We start from the raw sequence: 12,642 nt of genomic DNA, 5'->3' as shown, positions 1-12,642 counted from the left end.
CTGCCCCCATTCCGTGTTGACCGTGATCAAGGGTCGATTGTCGGGCACGGGGACCGGTGCGGTCGAGAAGGTGCTCCGGGGCGTCCGTGGACGCCCCGGAGTTTCTCAGCGGATCGGGCGGTGGACGTTGTCCCGTTCGGCCGGGCCCGGGGTCGCGTCCGCGATCCAGGGGCCCTCACCGCTGGGGTCGACGATGCCCTGTTCCAGCCAGGTGTACGTACCGGACAGGACGCCCTCCACGACCTTGCGGTCGAGGTCGTCGGTGTTGGACCACAGGCGGGTGAAGAGCTCCTCGACGCGGATGCGGGACTGCCGGCAGAAGACGTCGGCCAGCTGGTACGCCTCGCGGCCGTAATCCTCGGACGTACGCAGCAGTTCCGCGCGTACGCACGCCGCGCTCATCGCGAACAGCTCCGCGCCGATGTCGACGATCCTGCCGAGGAAGCCCTGCTTGGTCTCCATCCGGCCCTGCCAGCGGGACATGGCGTAGAAGGTGGAGCGGGCCAGCTTGCGGGACGAGCGTTCGACGTAGCGCAGGTGCCCGGAGAGGTCCGGATGGCCGGACGGGTGGAACTCGCTGTACGTACGCGGGAGTTGGCCCCGTCCCGTGACCAGTTTCGGGAGCCAGCGGGCATAGAACCCGGCGGCGTTCGCGCCTGCCTTCGCCTTTGCGGACAGGGGTTTGTCGGGGTCGATGATGTCCCCGGCCACGGCGAGGTGGGCGTCGACGGCCTCGCGGGCGATCAGCAGATGCATGATCTCCGTCGAGCCCTCGAAGATGCGGTTGATGCGCAGGTCACGCAGGATCTGCTCGGCGGGGACGGCCCGTTCGCCGCGGGCCGCCAGCGAGTCCGCCGTCTCGAAACCGCGGCCGCCGCGGATCTGGACCAGTTCGTCGGCCATCAGCCAGCCCATCTCGGAGCCGTACAGCTTGGCCAGCGCCGCCTCGATACGGATGTCGTTGCGGTCCTCGTCTGCCATCTGCGAGGAGAGGTCGACCACAGCTTCCAGGGCGAAAGTGGTCGCCGCGATGAAGGAGATCTTGGTGCCGACGGCCTCGTGCCTGGCGACCGGCTTGCCCCACTGCTCGCGCGCCGACGACCATTCGCGGGCGATCTTCAGACACCACTTTCCGGCGCCGACGCACATCGCGGGCAGCGAGAGACGGCCGGTGTTGAGGGTGGTGAGGGCGATCTTGAGGCCGGCGCCCTCGGGGCCGATGCGGTTCGCGGCGGGGACGCGCACCTGGTGGAAGCGGGTGACGCCGTTCTCGAGGCCGCGCAGGCCCATGAAGGCGTTGCGGTTCTCGACCGTGATGCCCTCGCTCGCGGCCTCGACGACGAACGCGGTGATGCCGCCCTTGTGGCCGTCCGACTTGGGGACGCGGGCCATGACGACGAGGAGGTCGGCGACGACGCCGTTCGTCGTCCAGAGCTTCACACCGTCGAGGACGTACGAGTCGCCGTCCGGGACGGCCGTGGTGGCGAGGCGGGCCGGGTCGGAGCCGACGTCCGGCTCGGTGAGCAGGAAGGCGGAGATGTCGGTACGGGCGAGGCGCGGCAGGAAGGTGTCCTTCTGCTCCTGCGTGCCGAAAAGTTTCAGCGGCTGCGGTACGCCGATCGACTGATGCGCGGAGAGCAGCGCGCCGATCGCCGGGTTCGCGGAGCCGACCAGGGCCAGCGCCTTGTTGTAGTACACCTGGGTGAGGCCGAGGCCGCCGTACTTCGTGTCGATCTTCATGCCGAGCGCGCCGAGCTCCTTGAGCCCGTTGATCACCTCGTCCGGGATCCGCGCCTCGCGTTCGATACGGGCGCCGTCGATCCGCGTCTCGCAGAAGTCGCGCAGCTTCGCCAGGAACTCCTCGCCACGCTGGGCGTCCTCGTCGGCGGGCATCGGGTGCGGGTGGATCAGGTCCAGGCGGAAACGGCCCAGGAACAGTTCCTTGGCGAAGCTGGGTTTGCGCCAGTCCTGTTCACGCGCGGCCTCGGCGACCTGTCGTGCTTCGCGCTCACTGACCTTCGGAGCATGTGTCTTGTCGAGTGGTGCGGACATGAGGCTCACCTCGCCGCGAGTCGGGGACATCCAAGGGCATGGGCCGGGGCGAGACCGCCGTACCGACCGGTGCTACTCGTCCGTAGTACCCGATTCCTGCCCTCTCCACCAGTGCGCACACAGCGGTGACTCCGTAACACGGAAAAACGGCCGGAGCCCCCGCACAGTGGGCTCCGGCCGTCGTCCTCGGCGTACGGGCTCTACAGGGCCAGACCGGTGAGGACCAGGACCCGCTCGTACGTGTAGTCGTCCATCGCGTACCGCACACCCTCGCGGCCGACGCCGGACTGCTTGGCACCGCCGTACGGCATCTGGTCCGCGCGGTACGACGGCACATCGCCGATGATCACGCCGCCGACCTCGAGGGCGCGGTGGGCGCGGAAGGCGGTCTGCACATCGTGCGTGAACACGCCTGCCTGCAGGCCGTACTTGGAGTCGTTGACGGCGGCGAAGGCCTCCGCCTCGCCGTCGACCTTCTTCACCGTGAGGACCGGTCCGAAGACCTCCTCGCAGGCGAGGGTGGTGTCCGCGGGGACGTCGGCGAGGACGGTGGGCGCGTACGAGGCACCGTCGCGCTTGCCGCCCGCGAGCAGCTTGGCGCCCGCCTCCACGGCCTCGTCGACCCAGGACTCGACGCGCTTGGCCGCGTCCTCGCTGACCAGCGGGCCGACGTCGGTGGCGGAGTCGGACGGGTCGCCGGTGACCTGGGTCTCGACGGCCGCGACGATCTTCGGCAGCAGGCGGTCGTACACCGAGGCGTCGGCGATCACGCGCTGCACGGAGATGCAGGACTGGCCGCCCTGGTAGTTGGAGAAGGTGGCGATACGGGTCGCCGCCCAGTCCAGGTCCTGCTCGGATCCGAAGTCGCCGAGGACGACGGCCGCGCCGTTGCCGCCCAGCTCCAGGGTGCAGTGCTTGCGCGGCACCGAGTCCATGATCGCGTAACCGACCTTGTCGGAGCCGGTGAAGGAGATGACCGGCAGGCGCTCGTCCTGGACGAGGGCGGGCATCCGGTCGTTCGGGACCGGGAGCACGGACCAGGAGCCCGCGGGGAGCTCGGTCTCGGCCAGCAGCTCGCCGATGATCAGGCCGGACAGCGGCGTCGCCGGTGCGGGCTTGAGGATGATCGGCGCACCGACCGCGATCGCCGGGGCGATCTTGTGGGCGCAGAGGTTCAGCGGGAAGTTGAACGGCGCGATGCCGAGGACTGCGCCCTTGGGGAAGCGGCGGGTCAGCGCGAGCCGGCCGACGCCGCCGGCGTCGGTGTCGAGGCGCTGTGCCTCGCCACCGTTGAAGCGGCGGGCCTCCTCGGCGGCGAAGCGGAAGACGGAGACGGCGCGGCCGACCTCACCGCGGGCCCACTTGACGGGCTTGCCGTTCTCGGCGGAGATCAGCTGGGCGATCTCCTCGGTGCGCTCGACGAGCCGGCGCGACACATGGTCGAGGGCGGCGGCGCGTGCGTGTGCCGGGGTCGCGGCGAACTCGTCCCGCACGGCGTGCGCGGCGGCGACGGCCTCCTCGATCTGGGCGTCGGTCGGGACAGCGACCTGACCGACGAGGCGTCCGTCCCAGGGGGAGGTGACATCGAAGGTGGCCTCGCCGGTGGCCTGGCGGCCGGCGAGCCAGAAGGCGTGGGTGGAGGTCATGTCCCGGCCCTTCCGAAGTAGATGTACATGGGGGTGTGTCTGCCCCACGGTAGGGGCGGGAGGGCGGTCTGGCGTTTGTCCGGGGTGGAGTGGTGGGCGGGGCGGGTCCGCCGCTTTGGCGTGCGTTGCGCTCAACCGGGCTCCGCCCCGGACTCCGCGCCTCAAGCGCCGGCGCGGCTGAATGCGGCTGGGCCGGCATTTCCAGCCCGTCCGGCGAAGACACGGCCGAAGGCCGTACGGGATTGCGGGGGCGGCCCCCGGAGTTGCCTCAGCGGCGGCGTTCCGTCGACACGATCAGGCAGACGCCCGCCACCACGACCGCGCCGCCGACGGCGATCGGCCAGCTCAGCTGTTCGTTGAGGACCAGCGCGCCGAGGAGGACGGCAACGACCGGGTTGACGTACGCGTAGGTCGCGACCAGGGACAGCGGCGCGGAGTGCAGCAGCCAGGCGTACGCCGTGAACGCGACGAGCGAGCCGAAGACGACGAGATAGCCGAGGGCGGTCCAGGAACGGGCGGAGACCTCGCCGAGTACGAAGCCGTGCTGCTCGCCGCGGCCGAGTCCCACCAGCAGGCAGCCGATGCCGCCCGCGACCATCTCGTACGCACTGGCTGCGAAGGGGTTCTTCGGCATGGGGATCTTCGAGGAGGAGAAGGAGCCCACCGACCACATGACGGTCGCCGCGATGACGGTGAGAACGCCCCACAGGCGTACGTCGCCGCTGAGGCCGGGCAGGGTCAGCACGGCGAGGCCCGCCAGGCCGAGGAGGACGCCCAGGTACGCGCCGAGGCCGGGCCGCTCGCCGGAGGCCCTGCGCAGCACGACCACCCAGGCGGGCACAACGGCGATCAGCAGGGCGGCGAGCCCGGAGGGCACGGAGGTCTCGGCGAGCACGACGAGGCCGTTGCCGCCGAGCAGGAGCAGCAGACCGACCACGGCGGCCGAGGCGAGCTGGACGCGGTTGACCTTGAGCGCCGAGGTCCCCTGCCGCCAGGCCACGAGCCCGGCGAGGATCAGGCCGGCCAGGATGAAGCGGCCTCCGGCGGAGAGGAACGGCGGCATGGTCTCGACGACGATGCGTATGCCGAGGTAGGTGGAGCCCCAGACGACGTACACGATGGCGAGCGCGACCCAGACGGCTCCGGATGTCCGGCGCTCGGGCGGGGGTGCGACAGCGGTACCGACGACGGAGGTGTCGGCCTCAGGAGTGCTGGAGTTGGTGGCCACGAGGCAGGACCTTAGGCAGTCCAGCGGTCAAACACCACTGTTTTTGCCCGACTTCGGGCACGAAAACGGAAAAATCCTGCGCCCGACTGCTACTCGGTCGCGGCCGCCGATGTCGTCTTCAGCGCCAGCCACAGCTCCATCCGGACGTCCGGGTCGTCGAGCGAGCGGCCCAGGATCTCCTCGACCCTGCGCATCCGGTAGCGCAGCGTATGGCGGTGTACGCCGAGGTCGGCGGCGGCAGCGTCCCACTGGCCGTGGCGCGAGAGCCAGGCGCGCAGCGAGGCGACGAGGTCTCCGCGGCCGGTCGCGTCGTGCTCGTACAGCGCGCGCAGCATTCCGTCCGCGAAGGCGCGTACGGCGTCGTCGGCGAGCAGCGGGAGGATGGACCCTGCCGCCAGCTCCTCGTGCTCGACCAGAGCGCGGCCGCGTCGCCTGGCGACCGAGAGCGCCTGCTCGGACTGTTTGTAGGCGCCCGCCGCCGCTATGGGTCCGGTCGGCGCCGAGAGGCCGACGACGACCTCGGCGTCCTCCGCCTCCTTGTCGGCGTAGGCGGAGGTGCACGCCGCGACGACCGCGCCGCCGTCCGCGGCCAGCACCACCAGCCGGTCGTCGCTGTCCGGTACCACGAGCACCGCCTCGCCGGCCCGCGCCGCCGCCGACTCCAGTGACTCGGCGAACGCGTGGAGCGGATGCTCGCTCGCGGGGTCCGGCTCTCCGGCGGGTTCGGCGATCACCAGCCGGAAGGGCGCGTCGAGCAGGCCGCCGTACAGATCGCCGGCGACCGCACGGGCGTGGTCCTGCTGGCCGGAGAGCAGCATCCGCAGCACGGCCGCGCCGAGGCGCTGTTCCGCCGCCTGGAGCGCGCGCGAGCGCTCCGTGGAGAGGGTCAGCAGGGCGACGGCGGAGTGCACGGCGTACCGCTCGGCCGTGCCCAGCGGGGCACCCGTGCCGACGGCCAGCGCGCCGCGCACGCGTCGGCCGCTGCCGAGCGACTGCAGCTCGACGCGGTCCTCCGTGTCGCCGACGACGGCGCTCGCGGGCGCGGACCGCTCGCGCAGCCGCTCCACGTCGCCGGTGAGCCTGGCGGCCCGGCGCGTGGCCCATTCGGGCGCGGCGGCGACGACCGCGCCGGAGGCGTCGTACAGCGCCGCCCAGCCGTCGATATGCGCGGCGAGACGGGCGACGACCGCGTCGGGGCCCTCGGCGAGGGCGGCGCGCGTCAGCTCCCGCTGCGCCTCGAAACCGGCTGTCACCGCCCGGTACTGGTCGGCCGCGTTCGCCGCGGAGACCGCCTTGCTGATCGCGAGGAAGGGAGTGCGGCGTGGCACGGCGAGGAGCGGGAACCCCTCCTCCTTCGCCGCCTCGACGAGGGCCTCCGGGATGTCCTCGTAGTACACGCCGACCGCGAAACCGAGCCCGACGACGCCCGCGCCCACCAGCCTGCGCACATAGCGGCGCATCGCCTCAGGGTCCTCCGCGTCCAGCGTCATCGCCGTGACGAGCAGCAGCTCGCCGCCCTCCATGTACGGCACGGGGTCGGCGAGCTCACTGACATGTGCCCAGCGCACCGGCGTCTCGAGCCGGTCCTCCCCGGCACGCACGGTGAGTTTGAGCGCCGAGTGCTGGACAAGCGAGGCGAGCGTGGGCGGCATGGCGACCGTAGGCCCTTCGAGCAGAGGCGCGGAGGCAGAAGCGCGGAGGATTTCGCCGTCCCGTATGAACGGCGTACACCGATTCTGCCAGGGCGTAGCAGTTCCGGGATCCGGTCAGGTGCGCAGATCCACCAGCAGGGGCGGCGCGTGTTCGCCTCGTACGGTCGTCAGCGAGAGCACCGCGTGCCCGGCGGGCACGGCGTGCGCGAGGTCGGACGCCGACCAGCGGGCGCGCTCGACCTCCCGCACCGTGATCGCCTCGGAGGTGGCCGCCTTGCCGGTGACCAGGCGGCGCATGATGTGCAGCGCCTTGGTGACGGGCTCGTCGGAGATGATCTGCCGGTTGGTGACGTCCCGGGTCTGCACCCATTCGGTGCCCCAGGTCTCGGCGAACCGGCCACCGTCCCAGGGAGCGAGGCCGGCGAACGCCATCCGGCAGCCGACCGCGCCGAGCAGCGGGCCGCGCAGCGGCTCCGGCACGTCCTCCAGGGTGCGCAGCGCCAGCACCACCCCGGCGTTGGCGGAGCGCAGCCGCTGGACCGAGCGCACCGAGTCGGCGGTCACGGTGTACGTCGCGTCGTCCAGTACCAGACAGGCGAACAGCGACCTGTCCGAGCGGCTGAGCGCGGCCTCGGTGAACTGGGCGAGCACCAGGCGCGCGACGATCCGTGAGGCCTCGGCGTGGCCGCGCTCGGGCAGGTCGACACGGACCCGCAGCGGGTGCTCGATGGCGCGCAGCGAGAACTGCCGGCCGCCGCCGTCCGTACGGAAGAAGTGCGCGAACGCGGGCCGGTCCAGGAAGGCGATCCGCTCGGCGAGCAGTACGCCGATGTCGTCGGCGCGGGCCGACTGCCGCTCACGGGCGTCCAGTTCACGCAGCTGGGCTGCGGCGCCGGCGTCGGACCCGGTCTCCAGGGCGGTGCGCAGCGCGCCGACGGCGGCGGGTGCGCCGCCGAGGAGTTCGCGCAGCTCCGGAACGGTGGGGAAGTGGCCGTGGACGCACTGGTACGGCCCGATGAGCTGGGCCAGCGCGGTGGCGGCGCGCCTGCTGTCGCCGCCGGGAAGGGCGGCGGCGAGATCGCCGACGAGCGCCTCGGCGAGCATCCTGGCGGCCTCGTCGGGGTCGTCGGCGCCGCCGTAGAGGTCGAGGTCATGGGTGGAGTCGGGGCGTCCGACGGCGATGACGAGGTCGAAGGCGTCGTCCGGGGCGAGGCCGGTGCCGTATGCCGTGACGGCGACGACGGCGGCGCGGTTGGCGAGCGCGAGCAGGCACATCGACTCGACGACGGGCCGCACCAGGCGCACGCTCTTGCCGGATCCGGAGGGCCCGACGGCGAGCAGCGAGGTGCCGAGCAGCGCGGGCTCCAGGGCCACGCCGGTGGTGCGGCGCGGATAGGGGTTTCGGATGTCGTCGACCGCGGTGCCGATCTTGACCTGTGCGGTGGCGAGATCGTGGGTGGCGGTACGGAGCGGCAGGTCGCGTACGCCTGAGGGGTGGGCGCAGGCGGCCGCGCCGTGTTTGCGCACCGTGTCGGTGAAGGCGGCGAGCCGCTCGGGCCTGGCGTGCACGCCCTGCCAGGCACGCCGGATCCTGGCGTAGTCGACATCGCCGAGCAGACCGGCGCGGGTGGCCTCGGCGAGGCTCTTCGCCGCATCGGTGAGGCCCGCGGTGCGCAGGTCGGGCCAGTCGGCGGGGTCGGCCTCGGGCCGGGGCGGCGGGGCGGTGACGGGCTTGTCGGCGCGGCGCACGTACCGGTTCCAGATCTCCGGTACATGGCCGATCCGGGCGAAGAACACCAGCAGGCCGCCGCCGACGATCGCGTAGTAGATGTAGCTGGCGGTGGCCCAGGTGGGCGGGTCGGAGCGCCAGGAGTCCGGGGTCAGTACGAGGAGGGGCCAGATCCAGTAGCGGCCGAGGTAGCCGTTCCACAGGAGCGACCACAGCAGCCAGCCGCTGAGCAGCGCGATGACGGCGCCGGCGAAGAGACGGCGGGCGGGGACGAGCTCGGGCTCCTCGTCGGGGCGGGCGCGGTGGCCGAGGCGCCAGATGCCGGGGTCGGCGGCCGGGCGGGGGGTGCGCAGCCAGTCGACGACCGCGGGGCGGGTGGTGGGAGCGTGACCGGGCAGCGCGGGGATCCCGGGCGCCTCGGCAGGCGGCACGGAGGGTGGCGGCCCGGCGGGACGTGGCACCGGATCGGACCGTGCGCCGCGTGCGTCGAAAGTGCCTTCGGAATCCATGAACTGCTGCCCCCTGACCAGCCAGGCCCGCTCTGTGCACCGGCCAATCTAGTGCCCCACTGAAGGGAGTTCACCGATCCGGGTGGTGTCGCGGTGCCGGGACCCGGCAGGTACGGATGACCGAGCCACGGGAGTCCTTGTCCGTCGGGGACAACGGCTTGTGCCCAACACTCCCGAACGGAGCATGCCCGGCCCCCTTCCTCGCGCCTAGCCTGCGGAGAAAGAGAAGTTGCGTCCGGAACACCCCCAGGAGCCCCTCATGACCGCAATCCCGCAGGAGCGCCGCGTCGTCACCGCCATCCCCGGCCCGAAGTCGATCGAGCTGCAGGCCCGCCGTACCGCCGCGGTCGCCGGTGGTGTGGGGTCCGTGCTGCCCGTCTTCACCGCCCGCGCCGGCGGCGGTGTCATCGAGGACGTGGACGGCAACCGCCTCATCGACTTCGGTTCCGGCATCGCCGTGACCTCCGTCGGCGCCTCCGCCGAGGCCGTCGTACGCCGCGCCTCCGCGCAGCTCGCCGACTTCACCCACACCTGTTTCATGGTCACGCCCTACGAGGGTTACGTCGAGGTCGCCGAGGCTCTGGCCGAGCTGACGCCGGGTGACCACGCGAAGAAGTCGGCGCTGTTCAACTCCGGCGCCGAGGCTGTCGAGAACGCCGTCAAGATCGCGCGTGCCTACACCAAGCGCCAGGCGGTCGTGGTGTTCGACCACGGCTACCACGGCCGCACCAACCTGACGATGGCGCTGACCGCCAAGAACATGCCGTACAAGGAGGGCTTCGGGCCGTTCGCGCCCGAGGTGTACCGCGTCCCCGTCGCGTACGGCTACCGCTGGCTCACCGGTCCGGAGAACGCCGGCGCCGAGGCGTCCGCGCAGGCCATCGACATGATCAACAAGCAGATCGGCGCCGAGAACGTCGCCGCGATCATCATCGAGCCGGTCCTCGGCGAGGGCGGTTTCATCGAGCCGGCCAAGGGCTTCCTGCCGGCCATCTCGCAGTTCGCCAAGGACAACGGGATCGTGTTCGTGGCGGACGAGATCCAGTCCGGCTTCTGCCGGACCGGCCAGTGGTTCGCCTGTGAGGACGAGGGCATCGTCCCGGACCTGATCACCACCGCCAAGGGCATCGCGGGCGGTCTGCCGCTCGCCGCCGTGACGGGTCGCGCCGAGATCATGGACGCCCCGCACGCGGGCGGCCTCGGCGGTACGTACGGCGGTAACCCGGTGGCCTGCGCCGGTGCGCTCGGCGCCATCGAGACGATGAAGGAGCTCGACCTCAACGGCAAGGCCAAGCGCATCGAGGAGGTCATGAAGGGCCGCCTCACCGCGATTGCCGAGAAGTACGACATCATCGGCGACATCCGCGGCCGCGGCGCGATGATCGCGATCGAGCTGGTCAAGGACCGCGCCACCAAGGAGCCGAACGCGGCCGCGGCCGCCGCGCTCGCCAAGGCCTGCCACGCCGAGGGTCTGCTGGTGCTCACCTGCGGTACGTACGGCAATGTGCTGCGCTTCCTGCCCCCGCTGGTGATCGGTGAGGACCTGCTCAACGAGGGTCTGGACATCATCGAGCAGGCCTTCGCGGGCGTGTGACCAAGGGGAACGGTCGGGGCCTGTGAAGACTCTGTGGGGGGCCGATGGCGGGATGGAGATCCGCCTGTCGGTCCCCCCGCCCCTGCCGTACGGTTTTTGCAGATGAGAGAAACACCCCGCTCGCAGGGGACTGCGGGCGACTCCAGGGCGGAGCCTCCCCAGCCTCGCCTCGGACGTGCCCTGGCGCACACCACTGGGGCCTCCGGCTCCGGAACTCCTCACCGATCGGATGGCCGCCCGCCCCAAACCCCCCGGGGCGCGCGGCAAACCGGTCCAGTCGGTCACCTCGGAACCACCCCCCCTGTTCCGAGGCGGCCGACTTTTTTTCTTGTGGCCCCGCCGGTTCTTCTGGCGCTGTGTGCCGTTCTCTTCGCTGTGATCACCTGGCAGGTGGCTGCCGATGGTCCGCTGCGGTCCCTCGATGAGCGCGTGGAACTGCGGATCGTCGGCCATGCGCCCCGGGTACTGACCGATCAGCTCTCCGACCTCGGCAGTACGCAGGTCGCGCTTCCTGTTCTGGCCGCGGCCGTGGCGTACGCGCTGTGGCGCGGCCGGCGCTTCGCGGCGCTGTACGCCGTCCTCGCCATGGTCACGGTCCCTGTGCTGGTCTCGCCGCTGAAGGCGGTGATCGACCGCCAGGGCCCGCTCACCGAGGCGGGCGGCTTCTACCCGTCCGGCCATTCGGCGACCGCGATGGTGGCCTACTGCGGCGCCGCGCTGCTCCTCAGCCCGGATCTGAAGCGCCGATGGGCGATGCCCGTCGCCCTGGTGCTCACCCTGGCGACGGGCATCGGACTTGTCCTGCGCGGCTATCACTGGCCGCTGGACGTCATCGGCAGCTGGTGCCTCTGCGGGATGATCCTGCTCCCGTTCAGCCTCCGAAATACGCGTCGAAGTTCTTCGAGAACTCCCACCTGATCCTTAACGCAGATTCACACGCTCCCGCTTCTGTGCAACCTGAGTCTCTGAGCTGGGCGTTGGGCTAGCGTCTGTCATCAGGTGTCGTCATGTGTAGCCACTGATCACCATGATCGTCTCCCAGTGGTTTCCCACTAGGACACCCACTCCCGCCGAGGGCGGGCAGCAAAAGACCGGACCCAGGCCCCTTACATGCCCTTGGAGGCAGGAAGGCCCGGGTCCGGTCTCTATGCCCAACGAGTGGCCCCTGCATAGATCACGCAAATGGAGTCACCCGTTCGGGTGGATACCCGACGCGCATGGACGGGTATACAGCAGGGCCACCCGCCAGCCGCTATAGGGGTACGGCGGGCTGGTGGGCGGCCCCTTCGGCGCGCAGGTGCCTGAACCCTGCACACCGAAGCTCTTTAATTTTCAATTGCCAGCGGCATACCCCAGGTTGCCCAACGGGGCTGGATATATCCAGCCGACCCCGGCGCTCCTAGGTTTCAGGACTCAGGTCATGATCGACAGGGGTCCGGATGTCAGCCGACGCGCGCTATCGCCGCATCGCTGCCGACATCCGCCGACGCATCCAGGGCGGCGAATGGCAGACCGGGGAACGGTTGCCGTCCCGCACCGACATGGCCCAGGCCTACGGCGTTCATCCGCAGACCGTCCGCCTTGCCTACGCGCTGCTGCGCCGCACCGGAGTTCTCGACGGTGAGGAGCGCAAGTACGTCACCGTGGCGCATCCTCCTGCCATGCGCACCCTCACGGACGCTGACGCCGAGTGGCCATTCGCCTCGGAGACCACCGACACCCGCCCGCGGCCGGCGACTGCCGAGCTTGCCGAGCGGCTCGGCGTGCGCGTCGGAGCCACGCTGCAGCACGAGACGGTGGAGTGCCTGGATCCCGGAGGGCATTCGGCGATGCTCGTGTCGTCGTGGTGGCGCGGCCGACGCAAGCCCCACGCCGCAGTCGTCGTCGAGTTGGGTACGGTGCCGCTGCGTATCGAGGAGGCGCATGCTCTGGGGCTGCTGGCGGACATGCCCGCATACCGGCTGGTGCGAACCCGGCTGGACGCTGCTGGGCTGCCGTTGGAGACCGCTGATCTGATCCTCCCGATGGACCGCTGGCTGATCCGGTTGAGCCCGGCGCCGTATGGCAGTCCGCGCCGCTAGGCCGGTGGGGGGCAGCGGATTAACGGTCACTCACCCGTTATGCCCTGGTCAAGGGGTTCCGAAAGCGCGTTTCCGAACGTGACCGACCTGTGATGTGCCTGACTGGCAAGTCAGTACCTGCCAGTAGACCCGCCCACCCACCCGGCCGCCG

Annotated in this window: 8 protein-coding genes; 3 read left to right on the top strand and 5 right to left on the bottom strand. The window is 71.0% G+C overall.

What is annotated here, in order from left to right; genetic code table 11:
* Positions 1 to 105: 105 nt before the first annotated feature.
* The 5 genes from ACFWDI_RS28595 to ACFWDI_RS28575 all read right to left on the bottom strand — a co-directional run bounded on the left by ACFWDI_RS28595 (position 106) and on the right by ACFWDI_RS28575 (position 8,816).
* Positions 106 to 2,052: an acyl-CoA dehydrogenase family protein gene (locus ACFWDI_RS28595; RefSeq protein ID WP_385308154.1), complete on the bottom strand. Its 1,947-nt coding sequence runs from the start codon at positions 2,050 to 2,052 to the stop codon at positions 106 to 108.
* Positions 2,053 to 2,252: 200 nt separating this feature from the next.
* A complete protein-coding gene (locus tag ACFWDI_RS28590; RefSeq protein ID WP_327326389.1) occupies positions 2,253 to 3,698 on the bottom strand; it encodes an aldehyde dehydrogenase family protein in 1,446 nt (481 codons plus the stop codon).
* 268 nt (positions 3,699 to 3,966) lie between these two features.
* Positions 3,967 to 4,818 carry an EamA family transporter gene (locus ACFWDI_RS28585; protein WP_385308250.1) on the bottom strand — a complete coding sequence of 284 codons (852 nt, stop codon included), beginning with the start codon at positions 4,816 to 4,818 and terminating at the stop codon, positions 3,967 to 3,969.
* Between the two features lie 197 nt (positions 4,819 to 5,015).
* Complete coding sequence (locus ACFWDI_RS28580) at positions 5,016 to 6,578, bottom strand: PucR family transcriptional regulator (protein ID WP_385308151.1); 1,563 nt, start codon at positions 6,576 to 6,578, stop codon at positions 5,016 to 5,018.
* A 114-nt stretch (positions 6,579 to 6,692) separates the two neighbouring features.
* Positions 6,693 to 8,816 (bottom strand): ATP-binding protein, encoded by a 2,124-nt coding sequence (locus ACFWDI_RS28575; RefSeq protein ID WP_385308148.1) that lies wholly within the window; start codon positions 8,814 to 8,816, stop codon positions 6,693 to 6,695.
* 259 nt (positions 8,817 to 9,075) lie between these two features.
* Between ACFWDI_RS28575 and gabT the strand changes: the two genes are divergently transcribed.
* The 3 genes from gabT (at position 9,076) to ACFWDI_RS28560 (ending at position 12,491) form a co-directional block, all read left to right on the top strand.
* Positions 9,076 to 10,410 (top strand): 4-aminobutyrate--2-oxoglutarate transaminase, encoded by a 1,335-nt coding sequence (gene gabT / locus ACFWDI_RS28570; RefSeq protein WP_385308147.1) that lies wholly within the window; start codon positions 9,076 to 9,078, stop codon positions 10,408 to 10,410.
* Between the two features lie 330 nt (positions 10,411 to 10,740).
* Positions 10,741 to 11,328: a phosphatase PAP2 family protein gene (locus ACFWDI_RS28565; RefSeq protein ID WP_385308144.1), complete on the top strand. Its 588-nt coding sequence runs from the start codon at positions 10,741 to 10,743 to the stop codon at positions 11,326 to 11,328.
* A 521-nt stretch (positions 11,329 to 11,849) separates the two neighbouring features.
* Positions 11,850 to 12,491, top strand: a complete 642-nt coding sequence (locus ACFWDI_RS28560) for a GntR family transcriptional regulator (protein ID WP_385308142.1) — start codon at positions 11,850 to 11,852, stop codon at positions 12,489 to 12,491.
* Positions 12,492 to 12,642: the final 151 nt, after the last annotated feature.

The sequence above is a fragment of the Streptomyces sp. NPDC060064 genome (assembly GCF_042736455.1).
In the GTDB taxonomy this organism is placed as follows: Bacteria; Actinomycetota; Actinomycetes; order Streptomycetales; family Streptomycetaceae; genus Streptomyces.
Note: the sequence above shows the minus strand (reverse complement) of the source record. Positions and strands in the feature narration are given on the sequence as shown.

What these genes read in the sequence shown, in the direction of transcription:
- ACFWDI_RS28595 (WP_385308154.1), bottom strand. Translation starts at nt 2,052, where the DNA reads ATGTCCGCACCACTCGACAAGACACATGCTCCGAAGGTCAGTGAGCGC.
- ACFWDI_RS28590 (WP_327326389.1), bottom strand. Translation starts at nt 3,698, where the DNA reads ATGACCTCCACCCACGCCTTCTGGCTCGCCGGCCGCCAGGCCACCGGC.
- ACFWDI_RS28580 (WP_385308151.1), bottom strand. Translation starts at nt 6,578, where the DNA reads ATGCCGCCCACGCTCGCCTCGCTTGTCCAGCACTCGGCGCTCAAACTC.
- ACFWDI_RS28575 (WP_385308148.1), bottom strand. Translation starts at nt 8,816, where the DNA reads ATGGATTCCGAAGGCACTTTCGACGCACGCGGCGCACGGTCCGATCCG.
- gabT (WP_385308147.1), top strand. Translation starts at nt 9,076, where the DNA reads ATGACCGCAATCCCGCAGGAGCGCCGCGTCGTCACCGCCATCCCCGGC.
- ACFWDI_RS28560 (WP_385308142.1), top strand. Translation starts at nt 11,850, where the DNA reads ATGTCAGCCGACGCGCGCTATCGCCGCATCGCTGCCGACATCCGCCGA.